The sequence below is a fragment of the Streptomyces sp. DSM 42067 genome (assembly GCF_055792885.1).
Genome location: NZ_CM147706.1, coordinates 1,631,154 through 1,646,028, shown reverse-complemented (window position 1 = coordinate 1,646,028; position 14,875 = coordinate 1,631,154). Strand labels below are relative to the sequence as shown.

The 14,875-nt window shown below is 70.7% G+C and carries 13 protein-coding genes and 1 pseudogene; 6 read left to right on the top strand and 8 right to left on the bottom strand.

Annotation, left to right across the window (positions count from 1 at the left end):
• Positions 1-172: 172 nt before the first annotated feature.
• Positions 173-838, bottom strand: a complete 666-nt coding sequence (locus ACSMXV_RS07885; protein ID WP_473176985.1) for a DUF4097 family beta strand repeat-containing protein — start codon at positions 836-838, stop codon at positions 173-175.
• A gap of 238 nt (positions 839-1,076) precedes the next feature.
• Here ACSMXV_RS07885 and ACSMXV_RS07880 point away from each other — a divergent pair, with 238 nt between their 5' ends.
• From ACSMXV_RS07880 to ACSMXV_RS07870, 3 genes and pseudogenes are all read left to right on the top strand, one after another.
• Complete coding sequence (locus ACSMXV_RS07880; RefSeq protein WP_473176984.1) at positions 1,077-1,832, top strand: helix-turn-helix domain-containing protein; 756 nt, start codon at positions 1,077-1,079, stop codon at positions 1,830-1,832.
• 559 nt (positions 1,833-2,391) lie between these two features.
• A pseudogene (locus ACSMXV_RS07875) lies at positions 2,392-2,673 on the top strand (pectate lyase family protein); the annotation flags it as partial.
• Positions 2,674-2,705: 32 nt separating this feature from the next.
• Positions 2,706-3,488, top strand: a complete 783-nt coding sequence (locus ACSMXV_RS07870; protein ID WP_473176983.1) for a pectate lyase — start codon at positions 2,706-2,708, stop codon at positions 3,486-3,488.
• A 286-nt stretch (positions 3,489-3,774) separates the two neighbouring features.
• Here the strand turns inward: ACSMXV_RS07870 and ACSMXV_RS07865 are convergent, their stop codons facing one another.
• From ACSMXV_RS07865 to ACSMXV_RS07855, 3 genes are all read right to left on the bottom strand, one after another.
• Positions 3,775-4,701 carry an LLM class F420-dependent oxidoreductase gene (locus tag ACSMXV_RS07865; protein ID WP_473176982.1) on the bottom strand — a complete coding sequence of 309 codons (927 nt, stop codon included), beginning with the start codon at positions 4,699-4,701 and terminating at the stop codon, positions 3,775-3,777.
• A gap of 67 nt (positions 4,702-4,768) precedes the next feature.
• Entirely contained in the window at positions 4,769-7,333 is a 2,565-nt protein-coding gene (locus ACSMXV_RS07860; RefSeq protein WP_473176981.1) for an ABC transporter permease, read from the bottom strand.
• An 11-nt stretch (positions 7,334-7,344) separates the two neighbouring features.
• Entirely contained in the window at positions 7,345-8,214 is an 870-nt protein-coding gene (locus ACSMXV_RS07855) for an ABC transporter ATP-binding protein (protein ID WP_473176980.1), read from the bottom strand.
• 162 nt (positions 8,215-8,376) lie between these two features.
• On the opposite strand from ACSMXV_RS07855, the gene ACSMXV_RS07850 reads away from it, so the two are divergent.
• Positions 8,377-8,604 (top strand): antitoxin, encoded by a 228-nt coding sequence (locus ACSMXV_RS07850; RefSeq protein WP_181657880.1) that lies wholly within the window; start codon positions 8,377-8,379, stop codon positions 8,602-8,604.
• Positions 8,605-8,641: 37 nt separating this feature from the next.
• Positions 8,642-8,980: a fic family toxin-antitoxin system, toxin component gene (locus tag ACSMXV_RS07845; protein ID WP_473178856.1), complete on the top strand. Its 339-nt coding sequence runs from the start codon at positions 8,642-8,644 to the stop codon at positions 8,978-8,980.
• A 119-nt stretch (positions 8,981-9,099) separates the two neighbouring features.
• Here the strand turns inward: ACSMXV_RS07845 and ACSMXV_RS07840 are convergent, their stop codons facing one another.
• The 4 genes from ACSMXV_RS07840 to bioB all read right to left on the bottom strand — a co-directional run bounded on the left by ACSMXV_RS07840 (position 9,100) and on the right by bioB (position 13,562).
• Positions 9,100-9,777, bottom strand: coding sequence for a class I SAM-dependent methyltransferase (locus tag ACSMXV_RS07840; protein ID WP_473176979.1), 678 nt, complete (start codon positions 9,775-9,777; stop codon positions 9,100-9,102).
• Between the two features lie 390 nt (positions 9,778-10,167).
• On the bottom strand, positions 10,168-10,917 hold the full coding sequence (bioD, locus tag ACSMXV_RS07835; protein ID WP_473176978.1) for a dethiobiotin synthase: 750 nt from the start codon (positions 10,915-10,917) through the stop codon (positions 10,168-10,170).
• Positions 10,918-11,077: 160 nt separating this feature from the next.
• Positions 11,078-12,364, bottom strand: a complete 1,287-nt coding sequence (locus ACSMXV_RS07830; protein ID WP_473176977.1) for an adenosylmethionine--8-amino-7-oxononanoate transaminase — start codon at positions 12,362-12,364, stop codon at positions 11,078-11,080.
• Between the two features lie 28 nt (positions 12,365-12,392).
• Entirely contained in the window at positions 12,393-13,562 is a 1,170-nt protein-coding gene (gene bioB, locus ACSMXV_RS07825; protein WP_473176976.1) for a biotin synthase BioB, read from the bottom strand.
• A 154-nt stretch (positions 13,563-13,716) separates the two neighbouring features.
• On the opposite strand from bioB, the gene ACSMXV_RS07820 reads away from it, so the two are divergent.
• Positions 13,717-14,868, top strand: a complete 1,152-nt coding sequence (locus ACSMXV_RS07820) for an 8-amino-7-oxononanoate synthase (RefSeq protein ID WP_473176975.1) — start codon at positions 13,717-13,719, stop codon at positions 14,866-14,868.
• Positions 14,869-14,875 lie beyond the last annotated feature (7 nt).

Genomic DNA, 14,875 nt, shown 5'->3' with positions numbered 1-14,875 from the left:
GGTCGCGTGAGAGCGTCTTGTACGACTTCTCCAGGCCCTGCACCTGGATCGCAGGCCCCTCGGGACGGCCGGCCGCGCCCTCGGCGACGACCGACAGGATCTCGATCGCGGTGGGCCCGGCCGGACAGTCCTGGTTCTGCTCCTTCTCCCACCCCCATTTGCCGGTCGGTCTTTAGAGGCTGCGGGCGGTGATGTCGCCGTGGGAGGTGGTGGCGCGGATGTCGAGTTCCGCGGTGCCATCGTTCTTGAGGGCGTTGCTGATGCGGCCGTAGTCGGTGCCGGCGTCCAGGGTGGCCGAGACGCCGGCGGCGGCGGCGACCGAAATGTCGCCGGACTGGGTGCGGAGCACGACCGTGCCGCGCACGGCCTCGGTGATCCGGATGTCGCCCCTTGCGGTGCTGATCTCCGCGGGGCCGCCCAGCCGGCCGACCTCGACGTCGCCGTCGATCGCAGTGAGCCGGACGCTAGCGGCCTCATCGATCTTGATCTGGCGGTACGCGCCTTCGAAGGCGACGTCGCCGAGGCGTCCGACGCCCCGGAGCTCGGCGCTGGCGGCCTTGCCCTCGATGCGGGAGCCGGCGGGCAGTTGGACGGTGACCTCCAGGGATCCGGAGGGGCCGAAGAGCCGGTTGTCGGGAGTCGAGGCCGTGATCCGCAGGACGCCGTCGGCGTAGGCGACGGTGGTCTGCTCAGCGGCCTTGGTGTCGCGGCTCTTGGAGGGGTCGGCGGGCAGGACCTCGACGGTGGTGTCGGCGCGGTCTGCGGCGATGAACTGGATGCGTCCCGCGGGGATGTCCAGGACGGCGGAGATCGGGGCGGGGGTGTCGAACTTCTGCATCGTGCTCTCCCGTGCTCGCTCGTTGTTTCTGACACCGGAAACGCTACGTTGCTTTCCAGAAACCGGCAACATGCTTGTTGCATATAATCGGCATCTTCGCAGATGGCGACCCAGAAACTGTTGCAACAGTCTTGAAGGTAACGCAACGTCAACCGCTCTGATCATTGCAATGGGTGAGATGTGAACGCTATAGTGGGTGGACCAGGGACCGCCGTGAAGGATCACCAAGGAGATCGCGATGCCGGGAGGCAGGCTCACCCAGCAGGAACGTCAGCAGATCGCGCTGGGGTTGGCCGACAGCCTCCCCTACGCCGAGATCGCCCGACGCCTCGACCGTCCGACGTCGACGATCACGCGTGAGGTGATGCGCAACGGCGGCCCCACCGCCTACCGCGCCGACCTGGCCCATCGCGCCACCGAACGCCGCGCCCACCGGCGAAGGCCCGCCTCCTCCCGAGGACCGGAGTCGGTCCCCCAGCCGCACGGACGCGACGCCGAGGCCGTCGTCGAGTACGAGGAGACGTTCACCACCGTCCTCATGGCTTCGGGCCTGGCCAAGATGCCGGCCCGGGTGCTGACCTGCCTGTTCACCACCGACGCGGGCAGCCTCACCGCGTCCGAACTCGCCCAGCGCCTCCAGGTCAGCCCGGCGTCCATCTCCAAAGCGATCGCCTTCCTGGAGAGCCAGAGCCTCGTTCGCCGAGAACGCGACGAACGCCGCCGCGACCGCTACGTCGTCGACGACGAACTCTTCTACCAGGCGACGATCGCCAGCGCCCGATCCAACGACCAGCTCGTCGAAACCGCACGCCAAGGCGTCGCCATCCTCGGCCCCCACACCCCGGCCGCCACCCGCCTGGAGAACATCGCCCGCTTCCTCGACTTCATGAGCGAAAGCATCACCCGCGCCGCCGATCAGGCCCGCGAAGTCCTCCACAGCAAACCTGAAACGACCTCAAACGACACCGCCCCACCGAGTCCAGACCACGGATAGACAGCCGTCTCGATCGTCACAGTCATGAGGCGAAGCCGGCTGCGTCCTCGGGAAACATAGGGTTCCAGCACGGCGGCCGTCCGCGACAGTGCGCGGTCGCGAGGCGTCCTTGGAGGCCATCCGAATGCGGCCGAATGTCGTCTGCGTAAAGCGTTGACTAGAAAGCGCTTGCCTTCTACGGTCCGTTCAGCAGTGTGAACCGACCGACCATGGTGCACAGGGCATGGCGGCCACCGGAGCCTTCGCTGTCTGGGGAAACCTGCGGAAGTGCACGTCCTGGGCGCACCCAGGCCTCCGACTCGGGTCATGCTGCCCGCGCACAACGATCAGCAAGGCGTACGTCATTCACATAGATGGCCCATCAGTCCTGCTGAAGGGACACACCCGCATGCGTACCGACCCCCCACGTACACAAGCGCAAAGACCAGCCCTGGCGGCCGCACCGGCTGCCCTAGCGGCAGCCGCCGCCTCGCCGTGCCGCGGTCGGCCGGGGCTGCCGACACCACGCTGGTCGGATTCGGCGCCGGGACGACCGGCGGCGGAAACGCCACCGCGCCGCAACGACTACGTGTACGGCGCCGACACCGTCGGCCACGTGCGCGTGGCTGCCCAGACGCTCGTCGAGAACAACGTCTTCCGCTCGAGGAAGACCACGATCACCACGAACCGCAGCGGTGACCTCGACGGTCACGCCAACCCGCGCGGCAACGATCTCGGTGGAGCCGCCACCGGGATCTCGCGGGTCGGCACCGTCATCAACCCGCCCTGCAGCAATACGGCGGAGCCGGGCTCGTCCGTCGTCGCCTCGGTGACGTCCGGCGCGGGCGCCGGAAATCTCTGACACCCCCACACCACGACAGAAGGAATCGGGACATGACTTCTGCAACGCCACAGCGCGCCCGCAGGCGCGCACTGACCGGCGCGGTGGCCGCCCTTGGGCTTGGCATGATCATGACCACTCATGCCTCCTCGGCGAGCGCTGCCACCTGGCCGAGCCCCAACGGCAGCGAGGCCGTCTCCTCCACCATCCCGGTCTCCGGCACCAAGGACTACGGGATGAAGCGCCTCTACGGCACCGGAGACCTGGCCGGTGACGGCCAGGAGGAGGGCCAGGACCCGATCCTCCGGCTCTCGGACGGCGCGGTGCTCAAGAACGTCATCCTCGGCGCCCCGGCTGCCGACGGCATCCACTGCATGGGCAGTTGCACCCTGCAGAACGTCTGGTGGGAGGACGTCGGCGAGGACGCCGCCACCTTCCGGGGCGGCACCGGTGCCACGTATCACGTGATCGGCGGAGGTGCGAAGAAGGCCGCGGACAAGGTCTTCCAGCACAACGGCGGCGGGACGGTCAACATCTCGAACTTCGCGGTGCAGGAGTTCAAGACGCTCTACCGCTCCTGCGGTGACTGCTCCACGCAGTACACGCGCAAGGTCAACCTCAACACCATCGAGGTGACCGGGACGGGCACCACCGCGCGGATCGTCGGCATCAACGTCAACCGCAACGACGTGGCCACGCTCCGCAACATCACGATCCTCAACGACGCGAGCCGCAAGGTCATCCCCTGCCAGAAGTACAACAACAACACCGCAGTCGGGACGGGCCCCGACAGCACGAACTGCCTCTACTCCGGCTCGGACATCGTCTACCGCTGAGTCCGCTCCCGGCGGCCGGACGGGGCTCCCGCACGGGGCTTCGTCCGGCCGCTGGTGGTGTCCGGCGACGCCACCCGTGTGAGGGCCCACTACGGTGTGCTTACCGCGGCAACTCACGTGGCGCCATGGCCTTGTCGGCCCGTGTCACGGTCCGCGACGGCGCCGGGGACCTCACCGGCATGGTCAGCCTGGACGCCCCGCTCGCCCGCTGCCTGTGCCGCTCGGGGCCTGACCACGGCACGCGGACGGGCACCGCCCCACGGCCGCGGGACAGGACCCACGCGGATCACTCCCCGCGCAACCGCTCGATCACCGGGCCGAACGCCTCCATGTACGGCTCCAGAACGGTCAGGTACGAGAAGCCGTACCGCTCGCGTTGTGTTCGCAGCTGTGCGGTGATCTGTTCCAGCGTGCCGACCGCCACGATCGGCAGATCGAGCACCTGTTCCTCGGTGAGATGCGGTAGATGAGGCAGGGCGTCCTGCACCGCGGCCCGCCGGTCCTCGGTGAGGGCGACGATCTGCAGGAGCAGGTTCAGCTCGGCCTGTTCGGCGCGGCCGCCGGCCAGCTGCAGGTACCTCGCCACACGCTCGTCGAGCTCCTCCGCGTTGATCGCGGCGAGGGTCCCGGTGGTGCTCCCCGGCACCGAACGGGCGCCGGTGAACGCCGCGATGTCCGCGTGTTCGGCCGCGAGCTTCAGCATCCGGTCGCCGTTGGCACCGATCAGCAGCGGCACGCGGAGCTTCTGCACCGGCTGCGGCATGGGGGTCCCCCCGCTCGTAGGGGTCTCCCCGCTCGTGAGATCACGGGAGCCCAGCAGCCGGTCCAGTTCCTCGACGGTGTGCCGCAGATGGTCGACGCGCTGCCCCGGCGAACCGTACGGCAGCCCCGCGGTGTCGTGCTCCGCCTGGACGTATCCGGTGCCGAGCCCCAGTTCGAGCCGGCCGCCGGTCAGGGCATCCGTGGTGGCCACCTCACGGGCCAGCAACGCGGGGTTCCAGAAGCCCGCGTTCAGCACGAACGTGCCGACGTGCGGCCGCTCGGTGGCCTCGGCGGCCGCGACCAGCGCGGGGAACGGCGCCGGCATGCCCAGATGGTCGGGGACCAGGATCACGTCGTATCCGAGCTCCTCGGCCCGGCGGCACTTCTTGCGCCATTCGTCCCCGGAGGCGGAACTGAGTAGGTTGACGCCGAAACGGAACGGCCGCGCCATGAACTCTCCTCACTCGTAGGTGACTTGAGGGTTGAGGGGCTACTCGGGCGTACGTGTCGTGAGTACATCACTCGTGTGCGATGGCCGCCAGCACATTCATGCGCGAGGCACGCAGCGCCGGCAGGAGGGCCGCCACGATGCCGACCACCGCCGAACCCACCACGACCGCGACGATCGTGCCCCAGGGGATCGCGAACGCCGTCATGCCCTCGAGGGCCAGCACCTGCTGAATGGCGACACCCCACACCAGCCCGAGCCCAAGTCCCAGCACAGCGCCGAACACCGCGATCACCACCGACTCCAGCCGGATCATCCGGCGCAGCTGGCGGCGGCCAAGGCCGATGGCGCGCAGCAGTCCGATCTCGCGGGTGCGCTCGACGACCGAGAGCGCAAGGGTGTTGACCACCCCGAGCACCGCGATGATGATCGCCAGACCGAGCAGCGCGTACACGAGGTACAGCATCACGGCGATCTGGTCGCGGATCAGCGCCTTGTAGTCGGCCTGGTCACGGACCTGCACCTGCGGATACGGGTCGAGGGTCTGGTCGAGCCGGTCGCGCAGGGTGCCGGGGTCCGTGCCCGGAGCGGCGTTCACGTAGAGCGCGGATTCCTGGCCGCCGGGGACGTACTTCTCGAGAGTGCCGAGGCCGAGGAAGATCCCGCCTTCCATGCCGAAGCTGTCCGAGCCTTCCTGGTCCGTGAGGGCTCCGACCTTCAGGTCCGCCGTCCGCCCGGCCGGGAACTCCACCGGCAGTGTGGCGCCGACAATCACCCCGTGCTCCTCGGCGAAGCCCCGGTCCATGGCGATGCTCCCGGTCGCCAGGGCGGCGGCCGTGTTCCCTTCGGCGTACGTGACGTGGGCGACGTCGTCGAGCCGCGCATCGTAGCCCGCCGCCGTGGACTCGACCCGTTTGCCGTCCGGAAGCCGCAACGCGAGGGGCGCGAAGCGCTGGCGCACGACCAGGCCGGCCCCGTCGGTGGCGCGCACCTTGTCGGTGATCTCCTGCGGGAACGGAGTGAAGTTGCTGTTCTGCACGATGAAGTCGGCGCCCAGCGTCTTGTCGATCTGCTGGTCGAAGGACTTGGTCATGGACGCGCTCGCCACGGACATGCCGCCCACCAGGGCGAGCCCCACCATCAGCGCAGCCGCCGTGGCCCCCGTGCGGCGCGGGTTGCGCAGCGCGTTGCGCTGGCTCATCCGGCCGACCGGTCCGAACAGCGCGGGGAACGCGCCGCCGAGCACACGGATCAGCGGACGCACGAGCAAGGGGCCGGCGATCACGGTGGCGATGAGCGTGAGCACGACGCCGAGCCCGAGCAGCGGCGCGGCCTGACCGGTCTCCTCCGCCGTCGCGCATCCCACGAGCGCGGCGCCGCCGGCCACCGCGAACACCGAACCCAGCACCGCACGCAGCCTCAGCGGCCGTCCCACACCGGCGATTTCGGCATCGGCCAGGGCCGCCATCGGCGACACCCGCGCGGCCCGGCGCGCCGGAAGGTACGCCGCGACGAAGGTGACGCCGACCCCGACGACGTATGCGGCAACAGGGGTGCCCCAGCCGACGACCATCTCGGTGGACTTCAGGTTCATGCCGAGCCGTCCCATCAGCGCGATCAGCCCGAAGGCAAGCCCGATGCCGACGGCCAGGCCGATCGTCGAACTGACGAGTCCCAGCAGCAGCGCCTCGGTGAGCACGGACCGGCGCACCTGCCGTCGGTCGGCGCCCAGCGCACGCAGCAGCCCCAGCTCACGAGTGCGCTGAGCGATCAGCATCGAGAAGGTGTTCACGATCAGGAACACCCCGACGAGGACGGCGATGCCGGCGAAGCCGAGCATGACGAACTTGATGACGTCGAGGAATCCGCCCAGTTGGGCGGCATCGGACTCGGCCTGCTCGCCTGCGGTCCTCAGTTCGTACGCCGACCCCAGCGCGTCGCCGATGCGCGCCTTGAGCTGCGCGTCGCTCACTCCCGGGGCCGCGTCCACGGAGATGCTTGTGGCCGCATCCTCGCTGCCCAGCAGCTTGGTCTGCGCGGTCGGCGTGTCGAGGAACACCAGGGCGGCGCCCGGGTTGGTGGTCGTGAACGTGGCGATGCCGACGACCTCGACCTTGAACGAACCGGGCGCGGCGAGCACGGTGAGCGTGTCGCCGATCCGCACGTGCTTGGCGTCCGCGGTGTCCGCGTCGAGCAGCGCCTCACCAGGACCCTCCGGTGCCTGACCCGAGGTCAGTTCCACCGGACTGCGCTCGGTCACGTACCAGTTGGTGGCGATGGTGGGCGCGCCCGTGGTCGGGCCCACGGGCTCGTTCTTGTCGTCGACGACCGTGATGTTCTCGACGGCCGCGTCGACATGGGCGGCGGCTACACCGTCGATCTTGGCCACCCGGTCCACGAGATCCGCCGGCACCGTCGGGATGTTCCCCGAGGGCACGGCCTCGTCCAGGCCCTCCTTCGGGCCGACCTTCACATCCGCCGCGGTGGAGGCGAAGAGCCGGTCGAACGTGCGGGTCACCGTGTCCGAGAAGATCAGGCTGCCCGCGACGAACGCCACCGACAGCACGATGGCCAGTGCCGACAGCACCAGCCGCCCCTTGTGCGCGAGGAAACTCCTGAGCGTCGCCTTCAGCACGGCTGTCCGCCTCAGTCCTTGCGCAGCGGATCGAGTACGTCGCTCGAGCCGCCCTTACGCGGAGCAGCGGCCCGGATCGCGTCGGCGTCTGACTCCGACGGCTGGGGGGTTCCCCCGGAAAAGAGGCGCATGCGCTCCAGTACGGCCTCCGCAGTGGGCTCCGGCATCTCGTCGACGATCCTGCCGTCGCCGAGGAACAGCACCAGATCGGAGTGGGCGGCCGCGCCGGGATCGTGGGTCACCATCACCACGGTCTGCCCGAGTTCGTCGACCGCCTCGCGCAGAAAGCCCAGCACCTCCAGGCCCGACCGCGAGTCGAGGTTGCCGGTGGGCTCGTCCGCGAAGATCAGTTCGGGGCGGGAGGCGAGCGCCCGCGCGCACGCCACGCGCTGCTGCTGTCCGCCGGACAGCTGTGCGGGGCGGTGCTTGAGGCGGTCGCGCAGGCCCAGCGTGTCGATGACCTTGTCGAGCCACGCACGGTCGGGCGCGCGGCCCGCGATGTCCATCGGCAGCGTGATGTTCTCGGCCGCGTTGAGGGTCGGGATGAGGTTGAACGACTGGAAGATGAAGCCGATCCGGTCCCGGCGCAGCCGCGTCAGCTCCCGCTCCCTGAGGCCGGTGATCTCGGTGTCGCCGAGCCACACCTGGCCCGCCGAGACCGTGTCGAGCCCCGCCAGGCAGTGCATCAGCGTCGACTTTCCGGAGCCGGAGGGGCCCATGACCGCCGTGAAGCGGCCGCGTGCGATGTCGACGTCGACCGAGTCGAGGGCGAGCACCGTCGTCTCGCCGGATCCGTACGCCTTGGTCAGGCCGCGGGCGCGGGCCGCGACTCCGTTGGCCTCCGCGCGGTCCGGGGCCGTGTCTGCAACCGGTGTGGACAAGGCCGCCTCCTGTCGTGACCGTCCGTTTCCGTATGTCCGCCGAGCGTAATGGGATGTGGTGAACGTTCGGTATCCGTCCGAGGTCGGTGTCCCCGAGGCGCATGTAAGGGGCACCTTTATGTGCCCTTGCGGGTGCTAGCGCACACGCGCTAGCTTCGGGGTATGGCCAAGACGCAGTTGAACGTACGCGTGGACGAGGGCACCGCACGGGCCGCGCGCGAACGCGCCCTGGCGCGCGGGATGAGCGTGAACCGCTACATCGAAGAACTGGTCAAACAGGACACCGGCGAGGTCGGGCACACCTTCGTGGAGGCCGCGGCCGACTTCATGAAGCAGTACGAATCCGTCTTCGCGGAGGAGTTCGGCTCGGAGCGTGAAGGTCGTCGCTGAGCCGTTGAACGCGAAGATCGATCTTGCCTGGCTCCTCATGATCGCCGAACAGAAGACTCCCGGAGATCCCCAGGTCACCGACTGGGGAGCCCTCGTCGCCGCCGTCAGCCGGCACGAGGCGGAGATCTTCGGCATTCCCGTCTACGACGACCCGCACGCTCGAGCCGCCTCGCTGCTCCAGCTCCTGCTGCACATCCCGGCGCTCGAACGCTCCAACGCGATGTTCGCGTCGGCCGTCGCGTACGCCTATCTCGTCGCCAGCGGCCTCAAGGTCGTCACCTCGCCCGAGCAGGTCCGCGAACTGGCCCAGCTGGTGAAGAACGGTGACGCGACCGTGCACGACATCGCGGCCGAACTGCGGCAGTGGAGCCTCTAGCGCTCCGCTGGAAGCACGGTGATCAACCCGCGGGCCGGTGGGGGCTGGTCGCGCAGTTCCCCGCGCCCCTTACGGGGCGCGGTACCGCACCGGACATCGCCGCTGACGGAAGGCGCCGCCTAATCCTCGTCGTCGAGGACCGGGCGGCGTGCGCTCCCCAGGACGCAGTACGAGCTCGGCAGCCGCGGGCCCTTGGCCGGCACCAGCACCCGGCGGTACGGGCCGAGTTCGAAGCCCGCCGCCCGCAGAGAGCCGATCGGGTCCCGGCCGACATGGCAGCCGCCGAACAGCGCCGGCCACACGGTGCGGTCCAGGGTGCGCTGGGTGGCCGCCATCACCCTGCCGCCGCCCCGCCCGTGCTCGAAGAACCTCAGTTCACCGCCGGGCCGCAGCACCCTGCGGATCTCGGCGAGCGCCCGCGGTACGTCCCGCACGCTGCACAGTACGAGCGAGACGACGGCCGCGTCGTACGCCTCGCTCTTGACGGGCAGCGCCTCCGCCGCGCCGGGCACCACGTCCACCGGTACGTCGGCGCGCCGGGCCGCGGTCATCGCCAACTGCCGCAGCACACGCTCCGGTTCGATGGCCACGATCTCGGACACGGTGTGCGGATACCGCGCGAAGTTGAGGCCGTTGCCCGCGCCGATCTCGATGACCCGGCCGCTCAGCCCGGCGAGCAGCTCGTCCCGGTGCGGCCCGACCGAGGCCTCGGCCGCCACGCTGATCTTGGCGTAGAAACGGGCGAAGAGGGGATGGTGCACGGCATCCTTCGACGCCTTGGCGGAACGCTGCGGCATGGAGACCTCCTCGCGCGGACGGGCCGTTACGCCGATTGTGCCCCTTGGTTGAGCGCTTGGCGCCGTGCCGTGGCGGGCTCTGTCGGTCGGGTTGGTCGCCGGGGGTCGCATCTCCTGGGTGGGGGTGCTGCACGGCCTGATGGGATTCCGGCTCGCGCCGGTGCCCGGCGGTGCTGGTTGGCGGTGCCGATGCACGGCAGTCCGGCGGCGCTGTTCGGCGGTGCCAATGCGCGGCAGTCCGGCGGTGGAGGACGGCGGCCGGTCCTAGGCCCTGCCGTCAAACTCCCGCCTGCCCTTCGGGCGGACGGCGGGAGTTTGTCGACAGGGCCTAGCGGGGCCGCGGCCCGGCGGCCGGCCCGTGTTGCCAGGCGGCGGCGCGGGTGGGGTCGGCTATCGCGTCGATGCGCCCGACAGCGTAGGCAGCCCCGGTGCTTCCTGCGCCGTGAAGGCCCGCGCATCCCAGGTGCCGCCCAGCCGTGGCGCCAGCCACGTCCGCGCCGCCGCGCGGAACTCGGCGGCCGGACGGGCCGCTGCCCCGGCCGGTACCGCACCCAGCAGCGGGGACCCCGCCACGGCGAGGAGATCCGCGAGGTTGCACCGCGCGGCGAGGTCAGGGCAGCGCGGCCAGGAGCCGACGACCACCCCGGCGCACGTCAGGTCCCGCGCGCGCAGCGCCTCGGCCGTCAGCGCCGTCGTGTTGAGCGTGCCGAGTCCCGCGGCCGCGACCACCAGCACCGGCGCGTCCAGCAGCCGTGCCGCATCCGCCAGCGTCGAGCCCGAGCCGTCAAGGCGTACGAGCAGCCCGCCCGCCCCCTCGACCAGCACCAGGTCGTGCTCGGCCGCCAGCTTCTCCGCGGCCTCGGCGATGTCGGCAACCCGTACCGGCGGCAGGCCGGACCGCCGTGCCGCGGTGTCCGGGGCCAACGGCTCCGGGTACCGGGCAAGTTCGGCCGCCGTGACGTCGCCCGCCAGGCGCACCACCTCGTCGACATCGCCCGGCTCACCGGGCGCCACGCCCGTCTGCGCGGGCTTGAGCACGGCGACGGACCGCCCGGCGGCCAACGCGGCAGCCGCCACCGCGGCCGTCGTCACGGTCTTGCCGACCTCGGTGCCCGTCCCGGTCACCACCAGAACCGCCATGTCGTTCCTCCGCACCTTTCTTCGTTCGTACGAGCCCTGCCCCCGCCCGCCCGCCTCGGGCATGCACCCGCAGGCGGCCCTCAGCGCCGCCTTGTCGTGCCGACCCGCGTCGGCGGGCGGGGCTGACGGGCCAAGCGGCCAGGGCGGGGCCGAAGGCCCCTCACTCCGCCCCCGCCCCCACGGCCGCGCACACGCCCCGCCCGATCCGCGCGAGATCGTCGTCGCCCGTGATGTACGGCGGCATCGTGTAGACGAGATCCCGGAAAGGCCGCAGCCATACCCCCTCCGCCACCGCCGCGCGGGTCGCGGCTGCCATGTCCACCTCGTGGTCGAGCTGTACGACGCCGATCGCGCCCAGGACACGTACGTCCCGTACGCCCGGCAGGTCCGCGGCCGCCGCCAGGCCTTCGCTCAGGCCCGTCTCGATGCGCTTCACCTCGGTCGCCCAGTCCTGCCCGAGGAGCAGGTCGATCGAGGCGCAGGCCACCGCGGACGCGAGCGGGTTGCCCATGAACGTCGGACCGTGGGCGAGCACCGGCACCTCACCGCGCGAAATCCCGTCCGCCACACGGGAGGTGCACAGCGTCGCCGCCATCGTCATGTATCCGCCGGTCAGCGCCTTCCCCACGCACATCACGTCCGGGGTGACCCCGGCCTGGTCCGCAGCGAACAGCGTGCCCGTGCGCCCGAAGCCGGTCGCGATCTCGTCGAACACCAGCAGCACACCGTGGGCGTCGCACGCCTCGCGCAGCACGCGCAGATACGCGGGGGAGTGGAAGCGCATCCCGCCCGCGCCCTGCACCACCGGCTCCACGATCACCGCGGCGAGCTCGTCGGCGTGTCGCTCGATCAGCTCGTGGAGGTGATCGGCGTACGACTCCTCGTACGCGACCGGCGGCGCGTCCGCGAAGACCTGGCGCGGCAGCACGCCCGACCACAGCTCGTGCATCCCGCCCTCGGGGTCGCACACCGACATCGGCTGCCACGTGTCTCCGTGGTACCCGCCGCGCCACGTCAGCAGCCGCTGCTTGGCCGGCTGACCCAGCGAACGCCAGTACTGCAGGCACATCTTGACGGCGACCTCGACCGACACGGAGCCGGAGTCGGCGAGGAAGACATGCTCGAGGCCGTCCGGTGACATATCGACAAGTCGTTTGGCCAGCCGCACGGCGGGCTCGTGGGTCAGCCCGCCGAACATGACATGGCTCATCCGCCCCAGCTGATCGCGTACGGCCTCGTTGAGCACGGGGTGGTTGTAGCCATGGACAGCGGACCACCAGGACGACATCCCGTCCACCAGCTCGCCCGAACCGTCCGCCATCCTGAGCCGGACCCCGCTCGCCGACTCCACGACGAGCGGTTCCGCGCGGCCCGGCATGGGCCCGTAGGGGTGCCAGACGTGCCGCCGGTCGAGTTCCAGCAGATCGCGCACAGGCAGCTCCGGCATGGGGCGACGCTCAGGCATGGGGCGACGCTCAGGCATTGGGCGCGAGATCCGTTCCGGCGCCCCGGCGGCGTACCGCCACCAGATCCGTACGCGCCTCGGGAACCGACGCCTCGGGAGCCGACGCCTCCTCGAGAGTCGGCCCGCCGCACGGCGCGCACCCGCCGCCCTCGTGGGAGCCGCAGCCAGTGGCCGCGGCCCGGTGCTCCGGCAGCGTCACCGTGTCCGTGCCCTCGACCTCGAAACCGGCGTCCTCGATCATCTCCAGGTCCGCCTTGCCGGCCTGGCCCTCGCTCGTCAGATAGTCGCCGAGGAAGATGGAGTTGGCCAGGTGCAGCGCGAGCGGCTGCATCGTGCGCAGATGGACCTCACGGCCGCCCGCGATACGCACCTCCACATCCGGGCAGACGAACCGGACCATGGCGAGGATGCGCAGACAGCGCTGGGGCGTGAGGTTCCACTCCTTCGCGAGCGGCGTGCCCTCGAAGGGGATCAGGAAGTTCACGGGGACCGAGTCGGCGTCGAGCTCGCGCAGCGAGAAGACCACGTCCACCAGGTCCTCGTCCGACTCGCCCATGCCCGCGATCAACCCCGAGCAGGCCGAGAGCCCGGCCGACTGGGCCTGCTGCACCGTGTCCACCCGGTCGGCGTACGTGTGCGTCGTGGTGATCTCGCCGTACGTCCCCTCGGACGTGTTCAGGTTGTGGTTGTAGGCGTCGGCACCCGCCGCGCGCAGCCGCTCCGCCTGGCCCTGGGAGAGCAGCCCGAGGCAGGCGCACACCTCGACGCCCTCGTTCTGTTCCTTGATCGTCTCGATGGTCTTCGACACGCGGTCGACGTCCCGGTCCGTCGGCCCCCGGCCGCTCGCCACCAGACACACGCGCTTGGCGCCGCCAGCGACTCCTGCGGCCGCCGCCTGTGACGCCTCGTCGGGCTTCAGCCAGGTGTACTTGAGGATGTCCGCCTTGGAGCCGAGCCGCTGCGAGCAGTACGAGCAGTCCTCAGGGCAGAGGCCCGACTTGAGGTTGACCAGATAGTTGAGTTTCACCCGCCGCCCGAACCAGTGCCGGCGCACCTTGCCGGCCGCGGCCACTACGTCGAGGAGTTCGTCGTCGGAGGTGGCCAGCACGGCCAGCGCCTCGTCGCGGGTCGGCAGCTCGCGCCGAAGCCCCTTGTCCACCAGCGTGTTCAGCAGGTCCATGGCGCTGATCCTGACGTAAGCCGCCGCTCCGGCCAAGGAGGTTCCGTACAACAGAGACCGTTCGAGGTGTGGGTATTGCCACACCCTGACCTCGTGGTCGCACCGCTAGTGTCTGTGCACTGCCTACAAAACGACATGGCGCCGGAGGACCTCCATGGCGAGAACGCCGTTCGACTGGCTGGACGAGCAGGCGGACGTCCGCCGCCGTGCCGGACTGGTACGCACCCTGCGGCCGCGCCCGGCCGACTCGCCGCTCCTCGATCTGGCGAGCAACGACTACCTGGGACTCGCCCGCCACCCGGAGATCACCGAGGCAGCGGCCGCCGCGGCCCGCCGCTGGGGCGGGGGCGCCACCGGCTCCCGGCTGGTCACCGGCTCCACCGAGCTGCATGCCGAACTCGAGCACGAACTCGCCGACTTCTGCGGGTTCGAGTCCGCTCTCGTGCTGTCGTCCGGATACGCCGCCAACCTCGCCGCGGTCACCGCGCTCGCCCCGCATGGCTCGCTGATCGTGTCGGACGCGGGCAACCACGCCTCACTGATCGACGGCTGCCGACTCGCTCGCGGATCGGTACAGGTTGTGCCGCACGGGGACACCGAGGCCGTACGCAAGGCGCTCGACGCCCACCAGGGTCCCGCGATCGCCGTGTCCGACTCGGTGTTCTCCGTGGACGGCGACGCGGCGCCGCTGGCCCAACTCGCCGAAGTCTGCCGGGAGTTCGGGTCCGGGCTGATCGTCGACGACGCGCACGGACTGGGCGTACTGGGCGACGGCGGCCGGGGTGCGCCGCATGCGGCCGGCCTCGCGGGGGCGGCGGACGTCGTCGTGACCGTCACCCTATCCAAGTCCCTCGGCAGCCAGGGCGGCGCCGTCCTCGGCCCCGCCAAGGTCATCGACCACCTCGTCAACGCCGCCCGTACCTTCATCTTCGACACGGGCCTGGCCCCCGCCGCCGCCGGAGCCGCGCTCGCCGCGCTGCGTCTGCTTCGCCGGGAACCGGAGCGCGGCGCGCGCGCCCACGAGGTCGCGACCACCCTGCACGACCGGCTCACGGCCGAAGGCCTGCAGGCGGTACGCCCGGACGCGGCCGTCGTCTCCGTACGTGCCCCGTCGCCCGAACTGGCCGTGCAGTGGGCCGCGGACTGCCGCGGCGCAGGTCTCGCGGTGGGCTGCTTCCGGCCCCCGTCCGTGCCGGACGGCATCTCGCGTCTGAGGCTGACCGCCCGTGCGGACCTGACCGAGGAGCAGATCGCCGAAGCGGTACGGGTGATCAGCCGCACCGCACCCCCGGCAGCGGGTGAGTGACACAGAG

Coding starts and splice junctions, on each gene's coding strand:
- ACSMXV_RS07885 (WP_473176985.1), bottom strand. CDS start 838: ATGCAGAAGTTCGACACCCCCGCCCCGATCTCCGCCGTCCTGGACATC.
- ACSMXV_RS07880 (WP_473176984.1), top strand. CDS start 1,077: ATGCCGGGAGGCAGGCTCACCCAGCAGGAACGTCAGCAGATCGCGCTG.
- ACSMXV_RS07870 (WP_473176983.1), top strand. CDS start 2,706: ATGACTTCTGCAACGCCACAGCGCGCCCGCAGGCGCGCACTGACCGGC.
- ACSMXV_RS07865 (WP_473176982.1), bottom strand. CDS start 4,701: ATGGCGCGGCCGTTCCGTTTCGGCGTCAACCTACTCAGTTCCGCCTCC.
- ACSMXV_RS07850 (WP_181657880.1), top strand. CDS start 8,377: ATGGCCAAGACGCAGTTGAACGTACGCGTGGACGAGGGCACCGCACGG.
- ACSMXV_RS07845 (WP_473178856.1), top strand. CDS start 8,642: ATGATCGCCGAACAGAAGACTCCCGGAGATCCCCAGGTCACCGACTGG.
- ACSMXV_RS07840 (WP_473176979.1), bottom strand. CDS start 9,777: ATGCCGCAGCGTTCCGCCAAGGCGTCGAAGGATGCCGTGCACCATCCC.
- bioD (WP_473176978.1), bottom strand. CDS start 10,917: ATGGCGGTTCTGGTGGTGACCGGGACGGGCACCGAGGTCGGCAAGACC.
- ACSMXV_RS07830 (WP_473176977.1), bottom strand. CDS start 12,364: ATGCCGGAGCTGCCTGTGCGCGATCTGCTGGAACTCGACCGGCGGCAC.
- bioB (WP_473176976.1), bottom strand. CDS start 13,562: ATGGACCTGCTGAACACGCTGGTGGACAAGGGGCTTCGGCGCGAGCTG.
- ACSMXV_RS07820 (WP_473176975.1), top strand. CDS start 13,717: ATGGCGAGAACGCCGTTCGACTGGCTGGACGAGCAGGCGGACGTCCGC.